The organism is Flavobacterium sp. 245 (assembly GCF_004362055.1).
GTDB lineage: Bacteria > Bacteroidota > Bacteroidia > Flavobacteriales > Flavobacteriaceae > Flavobacterium.
In genome coordinates this window covers 131,241-153,411 of record NZ_SNXB01000013.1, presented here as the reverse complement: position 1 = coordinate 153,411, position 22,171 = coordinate 131,241, and the positions used below count along the sequence as shown (strand labels likewise).

At 33.0% G+C, this 22,171-nt stretch carries 18 protein-coding genes; 7 read left to right on the top strand and 11 right to left on the bottom strand.

Annotated features, from left to right (window positions below; translation table 11 throughout):
* Positions 1-166 precede the first annotated feature (166 nt).
* Together EV145_RS20320 and EV145_RS20315 are read left to right on the top strand one after the other, a co-directional pair.
* Positions 167-1,147, top strand: a complete 981-nt coding sequence (locus EV145_RS20320) for a YheT family hydrolase (protein WP_133527021.1) — start codon at positions 167-169, stop codon at positions 1,145-1,147.
* A 197-nt stretch (positions 1,148-1,344) separates the two neighbouring features.
* Positions 1,345-2,535 (top strand): MFS transporter, encoded by a 1,191-nt coding sequence (locus tag EV145_RS20315; RefSeq protein ID WP_133527020.1) that lies wholly within the window; start codon positions 1,345-1,347, stop codon positions 2,533-2,535.
* Positions 2,536-2,558: 23 nt separating this feature from the next.
* Here EV145_RS20315 and EV145_RS20310 read toward each other — a convergent pair whose 3' ends face one another.
* Both EV145_RS20310 and EV145_RS20305 read right to left on the bottom strand, forming a co-directional pair.
* Entirely contained in the window at positions 2,559-3,332 is a 774-nt protein-coding gene (locus tag EV145_RS20310; RefSeq protein WP_133527019.1) for a ThuA domain-containing protein, read from the bottom strand.
* A gap of 31 nt (positions 3,333-3,363) precedes the next feature.
* Positions 3,364-5,133, bottom strand: a complete 1,770-nt coding sequence (locus EV145_RS20305; protein ID WP_133527018.1) for a glycoside hydrolase family 9 protein — start codon at positions 5,131-5,133, stop codon at positions 3,364-3,366.
* Between the two features lie 307 nt (positions 5,134-5,440).
* Between EV145_RS20305 and EV145_RS20300 the strand changes: the two genes are divergently transcribed.
* Positions 5,441-6,544 (top strand): fatty acid desaturase family protein, encoded by a 1,104-nt coding sequence (locus EV145_RS20300; RefSeq protein WP_133527017.1) that lies wholly within the window; start codon positions 5,441-5,443, stop codon positions 6,542-6,544.
* 143 nt (positions 6,545-6,687) lie between these two features.
* On the opposite strand, the gene EV145_RS20295 is transcribed toward EV145_RS20300, so the two are convergent.
* Complete coding sequence (locus tag EV145_RS20295; protein WP_133527016.1) at positions 6,688-7,206, bottom strand: hypothetical protein; 519 nt, start codon at positions 7,204-7,206, stop codon at positions 6,688-6,690.
* Positions 7,207-7,405: 199 nt separating this feature from the next.
* On the opposite strand from EV145_RS20295, the gene EV145_RS20290 reads away from it, so the two are divergent.
* Positions 7,406-8,059, top strand: a complete 654-nt coding sequence (locus EV145_RS20290; protein WP_133527015.1) for a M15 family metallopeptidase — start codon at positions 7,406-7,408, stop codon at positions 8,057-8,059.
* On the opposite strand, the gene EV145_RS20285 is transcribed toward EV145_RS20290, so the two are convergent.
* From EV145_RS20285 to tsaD, 8 genes are all read right to left on the bottom strand, one after another.
* Positions 8,060-8,623, bottom strand: coding sequence for a hypothetical protein (locus tag EV145_RS20285; RefSeq protein WP_133527014.1), 564 nt, complete (start codon positions 8,621-8,623; stop codon positions 8,060-8,062).
* A 2-nt stretch (positions 8,624-8,625) separates the two neighbouring features.
* Complete coding sequence (locus EV145_RS20280; protein ID WP_133527013.1) at positions 8,626-9,807, bottom strand: class I SAM-dependent methyltransferase; 1,182 nt, start codon at positions 9,805-9,807, stop codon at positions 8,626-8,628.
* A 2-nt stretch (positions 9,808-9,809) separates the two neighbouring features.
* A complete protein-coding gene (locus EV145_RS20275) occupies positions 9,810-10,898 on the bottom strand; it encodes an AI-2E family transporter (RefSeq protein ID WP_133527012.1) in 1,089 nt (362 codons plus the stop codon).
* Positions 10,899-11,009: 111 nt separating this feature from the next.
* The gene (locus EV145_RS20270; protein WP_133527011.1) at positions 11,010-11,969 is read right to left on the bottom strand and encodes a zinc metalloprotease; all 960 of its coding nucleotides are present in this window, start codon (positions 11,967-11,969) and stop codon (positions 11,010-11,012) included.
* A 158-nt stretch (positions 11,970-12,127) separates the two neighbouring features.
* Positions 12,128-12,622 (bottom strand): TrmH family RNA methyltransferase, encoded by a 495-nt coding sequence (locus tag EV145_RS20265; RefSeq protein ID WP_133527010.1) that lies wholly within the window; start codon positions 12,620-12,622, stop codon positions 12,128-12,130.
* Positions 12,623-12,633: 11 nt separating this feature from the next.
* Positions 12,634-13,272, bottom strand: coding sequence for a DUF4159 domain-containing protein (locus tag EV145_RS20260; protein WP_133527009.1), 639 nt, complete (start codon positions 13,270-13,272; stop codon positions 12,634-12,636).
* Between the two features lie 58 nt (positions 13,273-13,330).
* Positions 13,331-14,038: a 16S rRNA (uracil(1498)-N(3))-methyltransferase gene (locus EV145_RS20255; RefSeq protein WP_133527008.1), complete on the bottom strand. Its 708-nt coding sequence runs from the start codon at positions 14,036-14,038 to the stop codon at positions 13,331-13,333.
* Positions 14,039-14,040: 2 nt separating this feature from the next.
* Entirely contained in the window at positions 14,041-15,063 is a 1,023-nt protein-coding gene (gene tsaD, locus EV145_RS20250; protein ID WP_133527007.1) for a tRNA (adenosine(37)-N6)-threonylcarbamoyltransferase complex transferase subunit TsaD, read from the bottom strand.
* A gap of 195 nt (positions 15,064-15,258) precedes the next feature.
* Between tsaD and EV145_RS20245 the strand changes: the two genes are divergently transcribed.
* From EV145_RS20245 to gap, 3 genes are all read left to right on the top strand, one after another.
* On the top strand, positions 15,259-19,758 hold the full coding sequence (locus EV145_RS20245; protein WP_243739296.1) for a translocation/assembly module TamB domain-containing protein: 4,500 nt from the start codon (positions 15,259-15,261) through the stop codon (positions 19,756-19,758).
* A gap of 308 nt (positions 19,759-20,066) precedes the next feature.
* Entirely contained in the window at positions 20,067-21,053 is a 987-nt protein-coding gene (gene pfkA / locus EV145_RS20240) for a 6-phosphofructokinase (protein WP_133527006.1), read from the top strand.
* Positions 21,054-21,145: 92 nt separating this feature from the next.
* The gene (gene gap / locus EV145_RS20235) at positions 21,146-22,150 is read left to right on the top strand and encodes a type I glyceraldehyde-3-phosphate dehydrogenase (protein ID WP_133527005.1); all 1,005 of its coding nucleotides are present in this window, start codon (positions 21,146-21,148) and stop codon (positions 22,148-22,150) included.
* Positions 22,151-22,171: the final 21 nt, after the last annotated feature.

The window sequence follows — 22,171 nt, the reverse complement described above, 5'->3', positions numbered from 1 at the left end:
TAAACAATAGATATTTCCTTATTTCATTTACCTTTCGCGCATGAAAACAAGGACTGATAAAACATCTTTTAAATAATAATTCACAAAAACAAAATAAAAAAGACAGTTTTAAATTACATATTGATTGATTTAGTAGATTTGTATAACGCACCAAAATCTTTTTATCATGCCAGTAATTGAACAATCAGAATATGATTTACCTAGTATTATGTATCGGAACAGGCATGTTTCTACTATTTATGCCGCTTTGTTTAAAAAGTTCGAAGTTCCCGGATATACTAGAGAAAAATTAGAGTTGATGGATGGCGATTTTATCAATATCGATTTTATTATTGATGATCCTAAAAAAGCAGTGATTTTATGCCATGGTTTAGAAGGGGATTCCCGAAGAACTTACAATAATAGCTGTGCAGCTTATTTTCAACAGAAAAAATTTTCTGTTTTTGCTTGGAATAACCGTACCTGCGGAGGAGAAATGAACCGCCTGCCAAGGCTGTACCATCATGGTGCAGTAGATGATCTAGAGGCGGTAGTTCAGTTTGTTTTGAAAAAAGGATTTGAAGATGTTTATATCGGATATTCAATGGGAGGTGTGCAGCTTCTGAATTATTTTGGATGGACAAAAATTGATGAGCGAATAAAAGGTGGTGTTTCTATTTCAGTGCCAACTCATATTGCAACAAGTGCCGAAGTTCTTAAGCAAGGCTTCAACAGAGTTTATTTAAAGAATTTTACTATTGATATTAAAAGAAAGCTCAAACATAAGGCGACACAGTTTCCTGACTTTATAAATAGTGATCAAATTGACAATATTTCTACTTTTGATGAAGTTGATCAGTATTTTACTGCTCCACTGCATGGTTTTGCGAGCCGAGCCGATTATTATGAGCGTGTTTCTCCCGAATTTTCTCTTAAAAATATCACCACTCCGGTTTTAATTATTAATTCTCTGGATGATCCTTTTTTAGGAGAAAGATGTTATCCTAGAGCAATTGCTAAAGAAAGCCAATATGTTTATCTGGAAACTCCAAAATATGGAGGACACTGCGCTTTTCCGTTGCGAAATTCAACTTACTCCTATGCAGAGAAAAGGGCCTATACATTTTTTAAAACCTGTAAAGATTCTTTAGATTTTAAAGCTGATTAATTATTTCTGGAGGGTTTAAATTCTGGTTATTTATAATTTTGTATAATTGATTTAATACCGATATATTTAAATATCAGAGTAGTTTTTTAGTTCGTTATTTCCAACAGATTTCCCAGATTTTATTAGAATAGAAAAGTATATTTGCATCGCAAATTATTCCTTTTTTCTTTTGCAGAAAATATTCTAATAACCTGACAATGGTCCAAAATAAAAAATCTATTTATACCCTTCAATTTATTTTACTTTGTATGAGTTCGCTTTTGTTCTCGTCAAGTTTTAATATGATTATACCAGAACTTCCTAGTTATTTAAGCAGTTTAGGTGGAGCAGAGTATAAAGGTTTTATTATTTCATTGTTTACGCTTACGGCTGGAATATCACGCCCTTTTAGCGGAAAACTTACTGACAAATGGGGAAGGGTTCCGGTAATGGCAGTGGGATCTACTGTTTGTGTGATCTGCGGCTTTTTATATCCCATATTAAGTTCCGTTTCTGGATTTCTATTTTTACGATTAGTACACGGTTTCTCGACAGGATTTAAACCTACAGCAACATCAGCATATGTTGCTGATATTATTCCTCAGGAACGTTGGGGAGAAGCATTAGGTTTGCATGGTTTATGTTTTAGTATTGGAGGTGCGTTAGGACCTGCAATTGGCGGAATGGTTGTGAATGCTTTTGGTATCGAGGTTATGTTTTACAGTTCTTCTTTTCTTGCTTTTTTATCTATTGTTATTGTAATGAATATGAAAGAAACTTTGGCGGTAAAAGAAAAGCTTCATAAATCCATGTTCTATCTTAGCCGAAAGGATATTATTGATGTTGGAGCGCTTCCTGCAGGAGTCATTACATTTTTCTCTTATACAGCATATGGTTTAATTTTGACATTGATTCCGGATTGGAGCCAACATCTGGGGGCTCAAAACAAAGGCGTATTTTTTACGGCCTTTACAATTGCATCAGTTCTAGTAAGGTTTGGAGCTGGAAAAGTTTCTGACAGATACGGGCGTACAAATGTTATCTTGATTGGATTAATAATAACTTCGGTTGCATTATTTGTAATCAGTGAAGGAAAAGAATTAAATATCATGCTTGCTGGTGCCGCGCTTTACGGAATGGGTACTGGCATATTGTCGCCCGCAATAAATGCATGGACGATCGATCTAAGTCAGCCGGAACATCGTGGAAAAGCAATTGCAACCATGTATATTTCTATGGAAATTGGTATAGGATGCGGCGCTTTGCTAGGCGGAAGTTATTATAATGATCAGATAATGCGAATACCATTTATAATGAAAATAGATATTTTAGTACTATTTATGGGTATTCTTTTCCTTTTATTTTGGAAAAGAAATTATAGTAAAAAAAGGAAAAGACAAAACGTATAATGTAAGTTGTAAAAGTAAATTCTTCAGTTTTTGCCAGCTGCCCAAAATATTGCATTTTTCAACAGCGTTGTGTAAGCTTCATTCTTAAATAATTCCGGAGAATGTCCCATGAATATATAGATATTTCGTGAAGCAAAATGATCATTTGTCCACACTACAGGATGATCTCCCATTTTGATTTTTGAATCAGGTTCGTAAGTTGATTCATCGACCGATGCTAAAACATGAACATTCGCGCGCGGACTTTTATCATAAATGTACCATTCTTCTTTTTGTATTAAAAAGGGAGAAGGGATTCCTTTCAATACTGTATGTGATTTATCTTCAATCGTTACTTTGGCATTTGCAAAAGTGGGAATATAATTTACAAATTTTATTCCTCCCATAAAATCAGAAAACCATTTCCACATTGGGTATCCGTCAAATTCTCCTAGTAAAGTTGCATGATGCAAACCTACCCAGCCGCCTTTTCCGCTGGTCATGTATTTTTGAAATGCTTTCATCGAGTCTTCGCTCCACGTATAAGGAGGATAATCAAGTTGTATAAAAACTTTATATTGTTTTAAGAGTGCCTCGTTTATTGTTTTGGTATTTTCAATGTAGTCAATTGTAAAACTGCTGTCAATTGCCAGTTTGTTTAGCCAAGGTTTCGCCGTCAAAGTAAAAGGCAAATGATGTCCGCCGTTTTCGTATAAAACTAAAGCCTTAAATTTTGATTTTTTTGCCTGTCCAAAGCTATTTCCATGAAGGAAAAAACTCGTGATCAGTAAGGCAATTGCTAGTATTGAATTTTTCATTTGAAGAGTAAATACAGTTTCTAATTAAATTCTAATTTTTATTTTCTGCCAAAGCCGTAATAGCCTGTAAAAACCATGCTGAGTGTGGAATCCATTGTTCCGTCCAGCGCCATTCATCATTTCCGTCAACATCCATTTTAAAATCGATTCCCGATCCGTCGGGGTTTCCTTCTTTACCCGTAATGCCGTTTGAGATGCCTCCTTTTTCTGATCCATGTCCGTAATTTGAATGCATATACGGAACATTCTTTTCTCCAAATTGATATAAAAAGCAAACAGAATAAGGGTTACAACCTAAAATCCATGATAATTGCTGTGATGCGTATTGATCAAGCGATTTTTTCTCAGTATCATTTTTTTGAAAAGAGATGATTTTTGCGCCTTCTATTGCTGCTGTAGCGAGTGAAGCTAATCTCGCATTTTCTCCTTGCCACCACCAGCCGGTTTCGTTTTCATGGGGAATAAAAAAGCCGTCTTTTAATTTGTTTTCAAACAAAAACGTTTGTCTAGCATAACCAAACGGATTTTCTACATTATTAGTGACAGCCAAATTATATTCTAAAGCTTTTTTTATGACATTTTTTGCTGCCTTGATCTCATCATTATTTTTTTCTTTTTTTAAATATCTTGTTAGTGCTACTATTGGCAAACCTGCATCTGCAGCATGCCAAAACGGACGATCGGTTTCGTTAGTTTTAAACCAGCCTTTGTCGGTCATTTTGCCTTCAAGAGCATGTGCCCATTTTCTAGCTTCTTCTTGATAGAAATCATCATTAGTTGCTATCCATAATTCGGTTGCCGCCATTAAGGCACAGTAATTATCAATGATATTTTCTTTTCCGTCATCATCATATTTGGTATTGTTTGCCAAAAGATGTGCATAAGCTCGTTTGGCTCCGTCCAAATATTGTTTAGAGGTAAAATCGCCATATTTTTTCCATTGTGAAATTCTGGCCAGTGACGCAATTGCCATTCCTCCGCCTTCGCGAAAAGCACTTTGATATTCATTTGTAGTGACACTATTGGCTTTAAGCCCTACAATTCTTCTGGCTGATGGATTTTTGTCAAAATAGCTAAAGACAATCATGTAAAAATAATCTTCATCAGACAGACAGCGCATTAAATAATCGGCACCCCAAATGGCTTCATTGTCTAATGAATCTTTTATTTTCCATTGCGTAAGCTTTTCAGGAATTGCTTCAGATGTATTAATTAGCGACCAAGTCACTAAAGGCGTTTGCTGTGGCGATACAAAATTAGCATACGCTAAATGCGACATATATTTGCTAACGTCGCCAGATGCGTCGCACCATCCGCCATGAACATCAACTCTTTTTGTGCTGCCAAATAATAACATGTTTTTGTCGGCTTCAAGTTCTTCTGGCGTATTTGCTCTTTGCTTATTATAGTAATGTACAATTGACGAAATGGTTCGCTTTGCCAAAATATCTTCTTCAATCGAAAAATTGGCAGATTCATAGATTTGATCTGCAATTTGGATACTAATTTTATAGTTTCCTGTTTTTTGAAAAGAAGAAAAATCGGCTTTATAGTACAATTCGCCAAGCTTCCAGTCATCTACTTTTTGCGCTTTTCCAACGAAACCAATAAATACTGTTTTATTTGTTGTAGTGTCAATAAGATCAAAAGTTGCATCCGAATTCAGATTATCTTTAACTCCTATGATAGCCACTTTTGGACTTTTTGGTGCAAATCCGACCTGATTTACATAAATAATTGGCCCGCTGTGTGCTAGTGCAGAAAAAAGCAAAGTGATTACGATGTATTTAAATTTCAGCATAATTAAAGTTTCTAATAATGTATTTAATAGGCAAAATACGAAAAAGTGAAACTGTATGGCAGCTTTATAAATTCAGTAATTAACAGCCGAATAACAACGTGGCAATAAGTATTTGCTGTGTTTGCAAAGAAATGGAAATGAAAATGATGTGTTTTTGTTGTACTATTTAGGAGTACTTCTGTATTTTTCTGCACTTTTTCGATGTTAAGTTTTTCTTACTTTTTTTTAATGCTAATGGTTTGTTTTATCGCATTTTAACTTTTTTTTATTAAATTTGATATGACAATTTCTAGCAAAACCAAATAGTATGGAAAAATTAAAACGCCCAGTTTATGTCAAAGCGGGTAATGATGATTTTTTTAAAAAGTTGCGCACAGAAGTGAACGAAACTGTTTTACAAAACTCATCATTGTATCTGTTAAACATTATTAAGTCTATCGGACTTGTAATTCTTTTCTTTTTATTTTATGCTTGTATTTTGCTGTTTGGGAACAGTACTCCGTTATTATTTCTCTTTTACATTCTGTGCGGTTTTACTATGATTGTCCTTTTTATAAATGCCTTTCATGATGCCGCTCATGGAGCTCTTTTTAAAAAAGCAAAACACAATGAACGTTTTATGTACATATTGGAGCTTTTTGGAAGCAATCATTGGCTTTGGACACGTCGTCACATTAATCTTCACCATGCTTATCCAAATGTTCCCGATTGGGATATTGATATTAAGCAGAGTGATATCATCAGGATTTTTCCAAATAGTCCATTATTAAATTGTCACAAATACCAGCACATTTATATGTGGTTTATTTATCCGCTTTATAGTTTGAACTGGATTTATATTCGTGATTTTAAGGACTTTTTCGGAACAAAAAATAACTATGTAAAAAAAGTAGTTGACAAGATTCCGAGAAAGGAAATCTATAGATTATTCGCTGCAAAAATTATAAATCTGTTTTATTTGCTTTTTGTTCCAATGTTTCTGCTGAGTCAACCTTGGTATTTAGTTTTGGGAGCCTGGTTTGCTATGCATTTATGCGGAAGCGCTTTAGGAGTTGTCGCTTTAGTTTCGACGCATGTTGATGAAGACGCACATTTTCCAGGAACAGATGAAGAAGGAAATCTTTCTGCTACATGGGCAATGCACCAAATGATTGTCACAAAGGATTTTAGCACAAACAGCAAACTGGCAAATTTTTTATACGGAGGCTTTACACATCACGTTGCGCACCATCTTTTTCCGGGCGTTGCGCACACGTATTATCCATACATCACGCCAATTATAATGCGTTATGCCGAAGAATATGACCTTCCGTATACTTCTTATCCATTTTATCATGCCGTGCGTTCGCATTTCAGAATGCTGAGAGATAAAGGAATTCAAGAAAATATTCTGATGACAGGGGAGATTTAGGAGTTCAAAGTCGAAAGTCGAAAGTCGAAAGTCCAAAGATCTAAACTATAATCTAAAAACATTTTGAAATAAATTATTAGTATAAAAAGAGCGGTATCGAACCGCTTTTTTCACTTTCGACTTTTGACTTTCGACTTTAAGACTTATTGAATTTTAGCATTCTCTTTCTTAATATTCAAATTTCGTAACAAAGAATCTTTCAGTACAATTCTAAAATTATCTTCGGCGAAAACATTCATTTTTGACTCGTTGAATTTATACACATTGATTTTGTTGTTTTTTATATCAATAAACAAATCATAGGAGTAAGTATTGCAGTCATGCTGTTTGCATCCGCTTGCGTGCAAAATTTCACCTTCTTTTTCAAACGGAGTTTCAGTATTCCAATATTTAATCATTTGATCATAATCAGTGCCTAAAAGCGTTTTTAATCTTGGAGTTAATTTGCTCTCTGATAATAAATGTGTACCAATAACACTCTTTCCAACCAGATCTATTAATGTATCTGTCGGATTAATTACTGCAGAATCTGATTTCAAAGCTTCAGTTCTTATTGAAGTTGAATCGGTCGTAGGTACACTTTTAATGCTTTCTTTTTTACATGCTATTATAGAAAAACAGCTCAGCGCAGTTATAAGTAAATATTTTGTTCTTTTGTTCATAATATTTCTTTTTTTGAATTAACTAATTAACTTATAAAGTGGTGTTTAGCTAATTTAATGAAAAAAAAATGAAATAACCAGATCTTAATAATTCGAAAAAAATAGTAAAAAAATAGAAAAATAGATTTTTGAAAATTCTATAAATTAAATCTCAGATTCCGTTTTTTTGAGTAATTTCATTTTTTAAATAATAAACATTATGTCAAAATCTTTTAAATTTTTGCTTTTTGCTGGTTTTCTTCTTTGGAATATTTCTTCAAAAGCTCAAAATGAAGTTTACGAAAGTCCTGTAAAACAAGAAATTCCAGATACTTCTTTCGTTAATTTAAAAGACTTCAGCAAAGATTTTGTATATGACATGAAATACGCAACCGAAGATAATTTTTTGAAAGCAAAAGTATATGATTGTGCTGAATGTTTTTTGAGAATGAAAACCGTGAAAGCATTAATTGAAGCAAATAATGATTTCAAGAAAAAAGGTTTCAGAATAAAACTTTACGACTGTTACAGGCCACTATCGATTCAAAAAAGAATGTGGGAAATTGTATCGAACCCTAATTATGTAGCAGATCCAAAAAAAGGCTCCATCCATAATAGAGGAGGAGCCGTAGATATTTCAATAGTTGATAGTAATGGAAAAGAAGTTGATATGGGAACTCCTTTTGATTTTTTTGGAATCGAAGCCAGCCACGATTATGCAAAGCTTTCAAAAAAAGTAAAATCAAACCGAAAGTTTCTTAAAAAAATAATGATCAAAAATGGTTTCAATTCTTTTGATTCAGAATGGTGGCATTATAATTTAAAAACGGGTTTGAAAGATAAAGTTTCAAATCAAAACTGGAAATGCGAATAATTATTCAACGCATCGAATGTTCTGAATAAAATAAGTATCTGGATTGTAAACTTTGCTATTCATTTCAGATTTCAATTCGCTTTTAACGATATAATCTTCAGTATCCGTTAAATATTTAATACGCATCATGGTAACAGGCGATTTTTTAAGTTCTTCATAATTGTCTTTCATGAACATAAAAATACCGGTGTTTACTCTGTTGTCAATGCCGCTGTCATGAATTAAAGTACCGCAGTTTTCTTGATTAATATGCATTAATGTTACCACTTTCCCGTTCTGAAGCTGTAAAAACACGCGTGAGTTTTTATCAAAACAGTTTGCTTTTATAAAATCTTTACTCTTTTGAATAAGTTGTAAGTTAAGTGTTGGCAGTCCATCGGTTTGTGCCAGCGAGAAAAAGACATAGCTTGAGTTTCCTCCAAAGTTTTTTTCACTGATAAGATATTCGTTTGTTATTTTATAAGTCCCAATAGAATCACTTACATTGGCACTGTATTCACATGGTTTTTGTGCAAATCCAGTAAAGGTTAATAGAAAAAAGGTTAGCGTAATTAGTTGTTTCATTTTTAAGTTATTTTTCTGCAAATTAAAACTATTTTGTTATCATTTTTATCTGTTGTAAAAAAACAATATAAATTTCCTCCGTTTTTTATTTTCCACTTTTTTCGGATGTTTTCTACCGTCTCAGGGAAATTGCGTGTTGTTATGTTTGCCTGTTGATTTGCGAGCTCTGTTTTTATTTCATTTTTGCTATACGGAATCACTTTTTCGATTTCAAAAGTCCGGCCCGGAAAATCAATTAATTCTTCAGAAGTATATAAATGGGAGTGTTTATGAAGTTTATTTAATTTAAAAGAAGTACTTACTTCATCAAATCCGCCCGATTTCATAATAGCCGAATTGGGTTCGTAAACATATTTTTGGGGCAAATGATAAGATGCAAATTCATTTTCATTGCCTAAAACAAATTCAAATGTTTCTATTTTATCTTTTAGAATATTAGCCGTTTTAATCGTGATATTCCCGAGATAGTTGTTGTGAATTTCAAAAAGCAGTTCTTTTACTTCATTTTCAAGGGCAATAATATGAATATTCTTTACGAATTTCAATTCAGATAAACCTGCTGAAATATCAAGCAAAGGTGCTGTTTTGATCAAAATAGAATTGCTTTTTTCGAAGTAAAAATCGAGTGATTCAGGAACATTTGGCAAACAGTCTTTCAGCATAAAAACTTTGCCTTTTGCATCATTTCTTCGAGAAGGATCAATATAAATCCAATCCCATTTTTGATTTGATTCTTTTAAAATTTCAGCCGAATCACCAGCATAACAAGTCAGATTTTTTACTTCTAACTGCTCTAAATTGTGTTTTACGATTTCTGATAATTCTGCATTGATTTCACAATGTGTTACAGATTTAAATTTTTGTGAAAAATAATAATCATCAACACCAAATCCTCCTGTAAGATCAATCAAAGTTTCTCCCGAAATTAAAGAAGCTTTATAGGTAGCCGTTTTTTCAGAAGAAGTCTGTTCAACAGAAATTTTGCTGGGATAAATAATATTTTCCGTTTTAAACCAAGTTGGCAGTTTATCTTTAGCTTTTGTTTTGGCTTCAATCTGATTTAAAATCAAAATCCATTCTGTTTCAGGAAAAGGATTTTTTTGAAGTGCCAGTTTTGCAATCGAAGCACCAATATTTTTAGATATAAAATCTTGAATATCTTGGTGCAAAATAATAGTGTTCAAAGCTAAATTCTTTCGGTTAATACGGAGACGATTTTATTGTCAGGGAAAAATTCTTTTAAAATTACCTTAAGCATGGTATAAACCGGAATGGCAATAATCATCCCAACGATTCCAAATGTAATACCACTGATTAAAGTAATCAAAAATATTTCTAGTGGGTGCGAATTTACACTTTTTGATGAAATTATGGGCTGGCTGATATTATTATCGATAGCCTGAACCAATAAAAACCCAATTACGACATAGATTGTTGTAGGCAAAATTTCTGACTGAAAGTCTTTTCCAATTAAACTGATCATGGTTAATAGCGCCGCCAAAATGGTTCCAATGATTGGCCCTATGTATGGAATAATATTTAAAATAGCACATAAAAAAGCAATGACGAAGGCGTTTTTGTTTCCAAAAATGACTAGTACAATAATGTACAAAATGAAAACGACTGTAAGCTGTAATAACAAACCAATAAAGTAGCGGGTGAGTAAATGATTTATTTTGGTTATTGAATTTATGATCTTGTCTTCATTTGTGTCGGGAAGAATTTTTCTGGCTTGGCTTTTAAAAGTTTCCTGATCTTTAATGAAGAAAAAAGTTATAAAAAATACCGAAACTAAGCCCATTCCCATATCGGCCATAAAGTTCATAATAGAGTTTATAAAACTTGTGAAATAGTTGAAATCTAAAGCTGATGTTATTTTTGAGTTATTTAGCATTTTGGTTAAATCAATATGCTCTATATTAAAATAAGTTTCTAAACTTTTTTCTGTTTCTACAAATTGTGCCTGTAAATGATTGGTGTCTAAAAGTGCTAAATTATTGGCCTGCGAAATAATTAACGGGACAAATAAAAGGATAAACCCAACCATCAACAATATAAAAAGAATAATGGTTGTGGTCGCCGCCAATGAATTTGCGAATTTTAATTTATTTTTTAAAAACTGCACTAACGGATTTGCTATTAGGCACAGGATAAGTGAAATACAGAGGTAAACAATTACAGTTTGTATTTCATATAAAAAATACAAAACAGCACAAATTACAAGTATAGTTGCTAATGCTCTTAAAATTCCGTTAGAAATGATTTTTGATGTCATATTTAGGTTTTAGACTATAAATATAGGAAAAAGCTTTTAAAAGTTTAGGGCAAAAAAAAAGCGAGATCATTAAATCTCGCTTTTAAACATCTATTTGGTTTGTATAATGGTTTATTGTGCAAAAGCAGCTCTTGGTCCGCCAGTAGCGAATATTGCAGTCATTCTGCTTTTTTGACCTGTAGAGAACATATACATGGCATTGTCATCAACGTAATCCATATAGTTCATTGTCATTTCAACTGGAGTTCCAGAGCAAGTGCTATAGTGCGGATATGCTGGCACACCATAATTTGCAGTATTGTGCGTTGGAGTATCAGATACTAAATCGCTTCCGCAAGTTGCATCGCCCCAAATGTGGCGCAAATTCATCCAGTGACCTACTTCGTGAGTAGCCGTTCTTCCTAAATTAAAAGGAGCATTTGCAGCACCCGATAAACCGAAATAACGAGAATCAATAACAACTCCATCTGTAGATGAAGCGCCTCCAGGAAATTGTGCATAACCTAAAATTCCTCCTCCAATAGCGCAAGACCAAAGGTTAAGTTTTGTTGTAGGAGATGTTGGAGCAATGCCGCCCTGAGCAGTTTTTTTCATGGCATCATTTGTGCCCCAAGATGTTTTGGTTGTCGATTTTCGGATAACTTGATCCAGCACAAATGTAATTCCGATGTTTGCTTTTACTCCAGCAAACAAAGCAGGAACACTGTTGTAATCTGAGTTCAAAGCATTAAAATCTTTGTTTAGCACGTCAATCTGTGTTTGAATCTGTGCGTTTGAAATGTTTTGTGCAGTTGTTTTGTATAAAACATTCACAACAACAGGAATTTCAATTTTGCCATTTACTAAACGGCCAGAAAATCCTTTTAGCAATTGTTCATTTGTAAATGCTTCAATCTCGTTCATTCTGATGGCCTGCATCGGATCTGCCTTTAATTGTGCTTCTAATACATCTTGCGAAGCACAAGAACGTAAAGTCGCGGCACTAGCTTCTGAGTTAGCTGCTTCATTTTGGTCATTTTGACAAGAAAACAGCATTAACGCTGCAACTGCGGTAATAAAAATCTTTTTCATAATAATTTGGGTTTTTGTTATAAAAAATTAAATTTGGTTAACTATAACGCAATTTTATAACAAATTCGTTTTGTAGCCAAATTTTTATAACAAATATTTTGTCAGATTTTTACAACAGCCCGTACAGCTTGATTCCTACAAAAATTAGGGTTTAATTATTAAGAAGTAAATTCGTACAAAGTTATACTTGCAGCTTGCACAACATTCATGCTGCTGTTTTTTCCAAACATATTTATGTGCACAATTTGATGTGAAATTTGCAAAAGCTCATCTGAAATTCCGTTGATCTCATTTCCAATAATGAGCGCAATTTTTTGATTATCAGGAATGATGACTTCTTTTAGAGGTTTACTGTTGCTTGTAATTTCGAGTGAAATAATTTCGAAACTGTTTTCAAGAAGATACGTTATTAAAGCTGAAGTTTCTTCAATAACAGTGTGCGGAACATGCAAATGTGTACTTCGAGAAGTTTTATTTATTTTTCTTGGCGTCAGCGGAATATCTTTTCCTAAAAAAATGATGTTTTCAACTCCAAAAGCTTCACTGATTCTAAAAAGCGAACCAATATTCTGTTGAAAATAAATGTGATCACAGACTAAAGTTATTGGAAACGTTTTTCTTTCAAATTGATTTTCTTTGTGAGTGAGCTGCACTTTGATTGTAATTAGTTGGTAAAGATGTAATTGATGATATTTGCACCCATTTTTAAGGCTTTGTCTCGAACATTGGTTGGATCATTATGAACTTCAGGATCTTCCCAGCCATCACCTAAATCACATTCGTAGGTATAAAGCAAAACCAATTTGTTTTCGACAAAAATTCCAAAAGCCTGTGGACGAGTCCCATCATGCTCATGAATTTTTGGAAGTCCATTGGGAAAAGAAAATGGTTTTTGAAAAATTGGATGATTTGCAGGAAGTTCAGTTAAATCATTATTTGGGAATATCTTTTTGATTTCTTTTCGAATATACTGATCCATTCCATAATTATCATCGATGTGCAGAAAACCTCCAGAGTTGAGGTAGTTTCTTAAATTACTGATATCAGAATCACTAAAAACTACATTTCCATGCCCCGTCATATGTACAAAAGGATAAGAAAGTAAATCAGGATTGCTTGGTTCAACCGTTGAAGGTTTCGCTTTTATTCTGGTATTAATATTCGAATTGCAAAAACGAATAAGATTTGGCAAAGAAGTTGGGTTTGCATACCAATCGCCTCCGCCACTGTATTTAAGCAAAGCGATTTCCTGCGAAAAAGAAGAGATTGAAATCAATAAAAACAACAAGAATATTTTTTTCATACAATTTTATATGTCTTTGCCATTTCGAGTTTTCTTAGTTGAAATGACAAGATAATGATTAAACTTCATTAAAAAATACAACACTATGGCAGGCGACAACCGCAGCAGTTTCAGTGCGTAAACGTGTATTTCCTAAAGTAACCGGCTGAAAATTATTTTCGATTGCCAATGCAATTTCTTTTTCAGAAAAATCACCTTCTGGACCAATTAATAAAGTTACATTTTCATTTGGTTTCAAAGCTTCTTTAAGTGACTTTTTGTTGGTTTCTTCACAATGCGCAATGAATTGCAATCCTGTATTTTTTTGTTTAATGAATTCTTTAAACGAAACAGCTGGATTTAATTTTGGAAGAAAAGTTTCATTTGACTGTTTCATTGCAGCCAGAATGATTTTTTCAAAACGCTCTGCATTTACTGCTTTTCTCTCAGATCTGTCACAAAAGATTGGTGTGATTTCCTGAATTCCAATTTCTGTCGCTTTTTCTAAAAACCATTCAAAACGATCATTCATTTTGGTTGGCGCAACAGCTAAATGCAAACGAAATTTTGATTCCTCAGATTTTTTGATTGACAAGACATCAACAATGCATTTATTATCTGAAGCCAAAGTAATTTCGGTTTCAAATAACAATCCTTGGCCATTTGTAACATGCAGAATATCTGCATCTTTTTTGCGTAAAACCTTTATTATATGACGGCTTTCTTCTTTGTCAAATGAAAAAGTTTGGGTAGTTTCGTCAATATTAGGGTTGTAAAATAATTGCATAATTAAAATTGAATTCGCGCTTTCGAAACTACAGATGCATCTTCAAAACGTTTTGATAAATATTTTTGATAACCTACAATTCCAATCATTGCAGCATTATCTGTTGTATATTCGAATTTTGGAATAAAAGTTTTCCAGCCATATTTGCCTTCTGCTTCTTTTAGAGTAGTTCTGATTCCTGAATTTGCCGAAACTCCACCGCCAATAGCAATTTGCTTGATTCCGGTTTCTTTTACGGCCAATTTCAGTTTATCCATCAAAATTTCGATTATAGTATGCTGAATAGAAGCACAAATATCATTTAGATTTTCGTCAATGAAATTTGGGTTTTCTTGTTTGTTCTTTTGAATAAAATATAAAATTGCCGTTTTTAATCCAGAGAAACTAAAGTCTAATCCAGGAACTTTTGGTTTAGTAAATTGAAATGCTTTCGGATTTCCTTCTTTCGCATATTTATCAATTAATGGCCCGCCTGGATAAGGAAGTCCAAGAATTTTGGCACTTTTGTCAAAAGCTTCTCCAACCGCGTCATCAGTAGTCTCGCCTATGATTTCCATATCAAAAAAGCTGTTCACTTTTACAATCTGTGTATGTCCGCCACTAATTGTTAATGCTAGAAAAGGAAACTCAGGTTTGTCAAATCCTTCTTCATCTATAAAATGCGCTAAAATATGGGCATGCATGTGATTTACAGCGATAAGCGGAATTTTTAGCGCCAGTGATAATGATTTGCTGAAAGAACCTCCAACAAGCAGTGAACCCATTAAGCCCGGTCCTTGTGTAAAAGCAATGGCGCTTAGCTGTTCTTTTTGTATATTTGCTTTACGAAGCGCGGCGTCAATTACGGGAACGATATTTTGTTGGTGCGCTCTTGAGGCCAGTTCAGGAACTACACCGCCATATTGGTTGTGAATTAACTGGTTGGCAACAACATTTGAGAGTACTTTATCGTTATGTAAAACTGCAGCCGCAGTATCATCGCAGGAACTTTCAATGGCAAGTATAAAAACCTCTGAATTTTGCATATAAAGGCACAAATTTTGAATTATATTTGACGAATCAAATTTTTAATTTTCTTCGATTATAAGAAGAAGCCAAAATTAAAGAATTTTTATCAATAACAGCCGTTCTTTGTCTGTGCAAAATAAATTTAAAAGAAAACTAAAATTAAAGCAGCTATCAAAAAAGTAAAGAAAATAGTATCCAGAACCCTAATTGGGTTGATTTTACTTTTGTTAGCAGTCGCTATCATACTGTCTTTGCCTGTTGTACAAACAAAAATTGCCAGATACGCCACAGATTCTCTTAGAGAAGATTTTAATGCCAATATTACGGTAGGAAAAGTGGCAATCAATATTTTTGGTGGTGTAAAACTAAAAGATGTATTGATTTTAGACCATCATAAAAAAGTAATGATTGCTTCTGAAATTATTACAACCGATATTTTAAGTTTTAAAAGATTGATGGATGGTGATCTTATTTTTGGTGATCTTCGTTTGACTGGTTTGATTTTTAATTTAAAAACCTATAAAAATGAAGACGAGAACAATATAAACAAGTTTGTCAAATTGTTTGAAACCGGAAAACCTTCAAAATCCAAAAAGCATTTTTTGCTTACAGCTCGAAATGCTTACATTTCAAAAGGTTTTTTCTCTGTTATTGATGAAAATAAAAAAACTCCAAAATTCCTTGAATTTACAAAGTTAAACGCTTACATAAGTGATTTTAAACTTTATGGTCCTGATGTAAATACAAATATCCACAGATTTTCATTTCAAGATCATCGCGGTTTGTATGTTTCTAATTTCGCTGGAAAATTCAGTTATACCAAAAAACGAATTAAAGTCGAAAATCTGGCAATAAAAACCAAAAGATCTTCAATTTATGGTTATGCTATTTTGAATTATAAAGTCGAGGATTTTCTTCATTTTACAGATAAAGTAAAGTTTGATGTTGCAATCGATTCAGCTTCAATTGCTTCAAACGATATTAGGTTTTTTTATGATGGATTAGGAAGAAATCAACGTTTTAAAATTAAAACCAAACTAAACGGACCATTAAATAATTTAAATCTTCGTGGATTAAGATTATCAGATACAAATGGTTCGAGAATTGTTGGAAACATCAATTTCAAAAATCTTCTGGGCGATAAAATGCAAAAGTTTTCAATGGATGGAAAGTTTGATAAACTGATTTCCAGCTATGATAATCTTGTTGTTTTACTGCCAAATGTATTAGGGAAAAAACTTCCGAAAGAACTTCAAAAGATTGGGAAATTCAATATTGTTGGAAAAGCAAAAGTCTCCACAACTGATCTTGAAGCTAAATTTAAAATGACTACCGATCTAGGGAACGGTGAAGCAGACATTCATATGAATAATATGGATTTCATTGATAAAGCTTCGTATTCGGGCAATGTTATTTTGGATAATTTTAATATTGGAGCCTTGCTAGGACGAAAAGATCTTGGCCTTACAACTTTAAATTTAGATGTTGACGGTGTTGGCTTTACTGAGAAATATTTAAATACGATTATAAAAGGTGATATTATAAAATTAGATTATAATAAATACACCTATAATAATATAACTGTAAATGGTAATTTTAAATTGCCTTATTATAAAGGAGAAGTTTCTGTAAACGACCCAAATTTAAGTTTGACTTTTGATGGTTTGGTAGATTTAAGCAAACGCGAAAACAAATATGATTTTCATATTAACGTTGAAAATGCCGATTTGCGAAAATTGAAATTTGTGTCGGATTCCATTTCTCATTTTAATGGAGATGCAGTTGTTGAAGTTTCTGGAAACTCGATCGAAAATCTTCAGGGAAATATTTACATAAAAGATGCGGTATATAAAAATCCTAAGAATACCTATGCTTTTGATGATATAACAATCAACTCCAGTTTTGATGCCGACAGACTTCGTACCATTACTATTAACTCTTCGGATGTTGTAAACGGAAAAATTGTTGGGAAATTTCGCTTTGATCAGCTGGATAAGCTAGTTATGAATTCGGTTGGAAGTTTATACACTAATTATAAACCTTATAAAGTTAGAAAAGGACAGTTTTTACGTTTCAATTTTCATGTTTACGATAAAGTTGTCGAAATGCTTTATCCAGAAATTAACATTGATTCATCGACAGTTGTTAGAGGTAAAATTGATGCAGATCTTCAGGAATTTAAATTTAGATTCAAATCTCAAAAGATTACCGCTGCTAAAAACACTTTTGATAATATCCGTATCAATATTGATAATAAAAACACGCTTTACAACGCATTTGTGGAGCTGGATAGTATTAAAACGCCATACTATAAAATTCGTGATTTTAACCTGATTAATGTAACATCAAAGGATACATTGTTTGTTCGTTCCGAGTTTAAGGGCGGTGATAAAGGCCAGGATTATTTTAATCTCGATTTGTTTCATACTATCGATAAGAATAAAAACAACATCGTTGGGATTAAAAAATCGGAGATGAAGTTTAAAGACTATATATGGTATTTAAATGAAGATGCAGAGAAGGATAATCAAATTATTATTGATCAATATTTTAAAAATTTCACCTTTGATAATATTGTTTTATCACATGAAAATCAAAAAATTGATTTAAACGGAGTTATAAAAGGAAAAGATTATAAAGATCTCGTCTTGAATTTTGAAGATGTTGATATTAATAAAATTACGCCTTTAACTTCCAAATTTGTTTTTAACGGAAATTTGAATGGAAGTGTCAATTATAAACAAAATAAAAATGTTTATCAGCCCACCGCTTCTATTAAAATCGATCATCTTAATTTGAATAAAACCGAATTAGGAACGCTGAATTTTGATATTTCAGGAGATGAAAGTTTTAGAAAATTTACGATAAATTCTTCTATTCAAAATGGTTTTACTGAATCGTTTAAAGCAAATGGAACTTTTGCCATTGAAAATAAAGAGACGTTTTTAGATTTGAATTTAAAGCTTGAAGGATTTAATCTAGCGACTTTAGGAACAGTTGGCGGTGATGTTATATCAAATGTACGAGGCTCGGTTTCTGGAAATGCGGCTGTTGTTGGGAATTTGAAAAAACCTGAAATCAATGGGCGATTGTATGTTGAAAAAGCCGGAATGACAATTCCGTACTTAAACACAGATTATGAATTAAGCGATCGAACTGTAATTGATTTGACAGATGAAAAGTTTTTGTTTAGAAATAATCAGTTGACAGATACAAAATACAAAACAAAAGGGCTTTTAAACGGCACAATTGAACATCATAATTTTGGCGACTGGAAACTGGATTTAACAATTACTTCAAAAAGATTGCTGGCGCTTGATACAAAAGATAGTGAAGATGCGGCGTATTTTGGAACAGCATTTATAAACGGAACAGCTAGTATTAAAGGGCCTACAGATGGTTTGTTTATTAAAGTTGATGCCAAATCTGAAAAAGGAACCGAGGTAAAAATTCCGATAAGCAATGCGCAAAGTGTTGCAGAAAGCAGTTGGATACATTTTGTGACGCCAAAGGAAAAGTATAATCTGGCCAACGGAATAGTTGAAAAAACAAGAAATTATAACGGACTTGAATTAGAATTTGATTTTGATATTACGCCAGATGCGGAAGTCGAAGTAATCTTGGACAGGAATTCCGGACACGGTATGAAAGGAAAAGGCTACGGTTCATTATTGTTTAAAATTAATACGCTGGGCAAGTTTAATATGTGGGGAGATTTCCAGGCATATGAAGGAACCTATAATTTTAAATATGGTGGTTTGATCGATAAAAAGTTTGCTGTCAAAAAAGGTGGATCTATTATTTGGGAAGGAAACCCAATGAAAGCCCAGTTGAATTTAGAAGCAGTTTATAGAACATCCGCAAATCCTGCCGTATTGCTGGAGAATTCTTCTTTCAATAAAAAGGTGCCAGTTGAAGTTGTGATTGGTTTAAGAGGAGATTTGACAAGTCCTGATCCTAATTTTGATATTCAGTTTCCTTCTGTGAGCAGTGTTTTAAAATCGGAGATACAATATAAGTTGGATGATAAAGACGTTCGTCAGACTCAGGCTTTGTATTTGCTTTCGACAGGTTCATTTATGAGTCCGGATGGATTTAATCAAAGTGATTTATCAGGTACATTTGCAGAAACGGCTGCAAGTTTGTTAGGTGGAATAATCAAATCAGACAATGATAAGTTTAATATCGATTTGAACTTTATTTCGGCAGATAAACGAATTGGTCAAGAAGCAGATGGGCAGTTTGTGGCCAATATTTCATCGCAGATTAATGAAAAAATTTCCATTAACGGAAAAGTCGGAGTACCGGTAGGAGGAGTAAATGAATCTGCTATTGTGGGAGATATTGAAATTCTGTACCGAGTTAATGAAGACGGCTCAATGAATCTTAGACTTTTCAATAAAGAAAATGATATTAATTATATAGGACAAGGAATTGGTTATACGCAAGGTGTAGGTATTTCGTATGAAGTCGATTTTGATACTTTCAGTGAATTAGTGAACAAACTGTTTAAAAGCCATAAATTAGAACGTACTATAAAAGGTTCAACTGATGATGTTCAGGATTCTTATTTAAATCCAGATTATATCAATTTTACAACAAAAAAAGACGCAGATAAAAACAAAAAGAAATCTGATAAAAAAGAAGAAGAGAAGAAGCCACAACCTCAAAATAATAATCAGGGCTTAATTCCTGATAATGACGACTTTTAAGATATTGTTAAAAAAAATCCAATTATAAACCATTATTCTCATAATGGTTTTTTTTTATGCTAAATTTAGAGGTTTAAACACTTTTTCAAAACGAAGTGTACTTCGCAGTTTTGTAACACTTCATTTATGTATTGTTAATTTTAAGGATTTAATTAAAATATGTGCCTTTTATTATTTTAAATGAATTTTTTGGTATCAAAAAACTTATTAACGAAAACGTTTGAATTTAACATATTTTATTAAATTATGATAAACATAGCCAGAAAAGTGCTGAATGTTTGCTAATTTTACAACTTAATACTTAAATAATGCCAAAAACAATAAAAAAAGTTGGCGTTCTAACCTCAGGAGGAGACTCGCCAGGAATGAATGCTGCAATACGATCAGTTGTTCGAACATGTGCTTATCATAATATAGAATGCATAGGAATTTATAGAGGGTATCAAGGAATGATCGAAGGAGATTTTAAAGAAATGGGCCCTCGAAGCGTTAATAATATTGTAAACAAAGGCGGAACGATCTTAAAATCGGCTCGTTCAGTTGAGTTTAGAACCCCAGAAGGTAGAAAAAAAGCTCACGATAATCTTGTGAAAGCTGGAGTTGATGCTCTAGTGGTTATTGGTGGAGACGGAAGTTTTACCGGAGGATTGATATTTAATTCAGAATATAATTTTCCAGTAATGGGAATTCCAGGAACAATTGATAATGATATTTATGGTACAAGTCATACTTTAGGATATGATACAGCTTTAAATACAGTAGTAGATTGTATTGATAAAATTAGAGATACAGCAAGTTCACATAACCGTCTGTTTTTTGTTGAGGTTATGGGTAGAGACGCTGGACATATTGCTCTTAATGCCGGAATTGGAGCGGGAGCAGAAGAAATCCTTATTCCTGAAGAAGATTTAGGTTTAGATCGTCTATTAGATTCACTTCAAAAAAGTAAAGCTTCAGGAAAATCATCAAGTATAGTAGTTATTGCCGAGGGTGATAAAATTGGTAAAAATGTATTCGAATTAAAGGATTACGTTGAAGCTAATTTACCAGAGTATGACGTAAGAGTTTCTGTTTTAGGACACATGCAGCGTGGTGGTTCTCCATCTTGTTTTGACCGTGTATTGGCAAGCCGTTTAGGAGTAAAAGCTGTAGAATCTTTAATTGAAGGAAAATCAAATTATATGGTTGGACTTAAAGAAGATAAAGTTGTTTTAACACCTCTTGAACAGGCAATTAAAGGAAAATCAGAAATTGATAGAGAATTATTAAGAGTGTCAGACATTATGTCGACCTAATAAATAAAAGTTTAAAAAAGGAAAGAAGTTTATTGTGAGGAAATTAGACTTTAAAATTAGTGTAATAAAAACAAAAGCAAAAAATTAGTAAAATGTCAAAAGTAAAATTAGGAATAAACGGATTTGGACGTATCGGAAGAATCGTTTTTAGAGAGTCTTTCAATAGAGATAATGTAGAGGTTGTAGCAATCAATGATTTATTAGATGTAGATCACTTAGCGTACTTATTAAAATATGATTCAGTTCACGGTCGTTTCAACGGAACTGTAGAAGTTAAAGAAGGAAAACTTTATGTAAACGGAAGAAATATCCGTATCACTGCTGAAAGAAATCCAGCTGACTTAAAATGGAACGAAGTTGATGTTGACGTAGTTGCTGAATGTACTGGTATTTTCACAACTATTGAGACTGCAAGCGAACACTTAAAAGGAGGAGCTAAAAAAGTTATTATTTCTGCTCCATCTGCTGACGCTCCAATGTTTGTAATGGGAGTTAACCACGAAACGGCACAAGCTTCTGATTTAGTTGTTTCTAATGCTTCTTGTACTACAAACTGTTTAGCTCCATTAGCTAAAGTTATTAATGATAACTTTGGAATTGTTGAAGGTTTAATGACAACTGTTCACGCGACTACTTCAACTCAAATGACTGCTGACGGACCTTCTAGAAAAGACTGGAGAGGCGGACGTGCAGCTGCAATCAATATCATTCCTTCTTCAACAGGTGCTGCTAAAGCGGTTGGAAAAGTTATTCCAGCTTTAAATGGAAAATTAACTGGTATGGCTTTCCGTGTTCCTACTGCTGACGTTTCTACAGTAGATTTAACAGTGAAATTGGCTAAAGAGACTTCTTACGAAGAAATTATGGCTGTATTGAAAAAAGCTTCAGAAAACGAATTGAAAGGTATCTTAGGATATACTGAAGACGCTGTTGTTTCTCAAGATTTTATTTCTGACAAAAGAACTTCAATCGTTGATGCTACTGCAGGAATTGGTTTAAATTCAACTTTCTTCAAATTAGTATCTTGGTATGACAATGAGTACGGATACTCAAGTAAATTAATTGATTTATCTGTACATATTGCAGGTTTAAAATAATAATATATATTTTTGCAAAAT

What these genes read in the sequence shown, in the direction of transcription:
- EV145_RS20320 (WP_133527021.1), top strand. Translation starts at nt 167, where the DNA reads ATGCCAGTAATTGAACAATCAGAATATGATTTACCTAGTATTATGTAT.
- EV145_RS20315 (WP_133527020.1), top strand. Translation starts at nt 1,345, where the DNA reads ATGGTCCAAAATAAAAAATCTATTTATACCCTTCAATTTATTTTACTT.
- EV145_RS20310 (WP_133527019.1), bottom strand. Translation starts at nt 3,332, where the DNA reads ATGAAAAATTCAATACTAGCAATTGCCTTACTGATCACGAGTTTTTTC.
- EV145_RS20305 (WP_133527018.1), bottom strand. Translation starts at nt 5,133, where the DNA reads ATGCTGAAATTTAAATACATCGTAATCACTTTGCTTTTTTCTGCACTA.
- EV145_RS20300 (WP_133527017.1), top strand. Translation starts at nt 5,441, where the DNA reads ATGGAAAAATTAAAACGCCCAGTTTATGTCAAAGCGGGTAATGATGAT.
- EV145_RS20295 (WP_133527016.1), bottom strand. Translation starts at nt 7,206, where the DNA reads ATGAACAAAAGAACAAAATATTTACTTATAACTGCGCTGAGCTGTTTT.
- EV145_RS20290 (WP_133527015.1), top strand. Translation starts at nt 7,406, where the DNA reads ATGTCAAAATCTTTTAAATTTTTGCTTTTTGCTGGTTTTCTTCTTTGG.
- EV145_RS20285 (WP_133527014.1), bottom strand. Translation starts at nt 8,623, where the DNA reads ATGAAACAACTAATTACGCTAACCTTTTTTCTATTAACCTTTACTGGA.
- EV145_RS20275 (WP_133527012.1), bottom strand. Translation starts at nt 10,898, where the DNA reads ATGACATCAAAAATCATTTCTAACGGAATTTTAAGAGCATTAGCAACT.
- EV145_RS20270 (WP_133527011.1), bottom strand. Translation starts at nt 11,969, where the DNA reads ATGAAAAAGATTTTTATTACCGCAGTTGCAGCGTTAATGCTGTTTTCT.
- EV145_RS20260 (WP_133527009.1), bottom strand. Translation starts at nt 13,272, where the DNA reads ATGAAAAAAATATTCTTGTTGTTTTTATTGATTTCAATCTCTTCTTTT.
- EV145_RS20255 (WP_133527008.1), bottom strand. Translation starts at nt 14,038, where the DNA reads ATGCAATTATTTTACAACCCTAATATTGACGAAACTACCCAAACTTTT.
- tsaD (WP_133527007.1), bottom strand. Translation starts at nt 15,063, where the DNA reads ATGCAAAATTCAGAGGTTTTTATACTTGCCATTGAAAGTTCCTGCGAT.
- pfkA (WP_133527006.1), top strand. Translation starts at nt 20,067, where the DNA reads ATGCCAAAAACAATAAAAAAAGTTGGCGTTCTAACCTCAGGAGGAGAC.
- gap (WP_133527005.1), top strand. Translation starts at nt 21,146, where the DNA reads ATGTCAAAAGTAAAATTAGGAATAAACGGATTTGGACGTATCGGAAGA.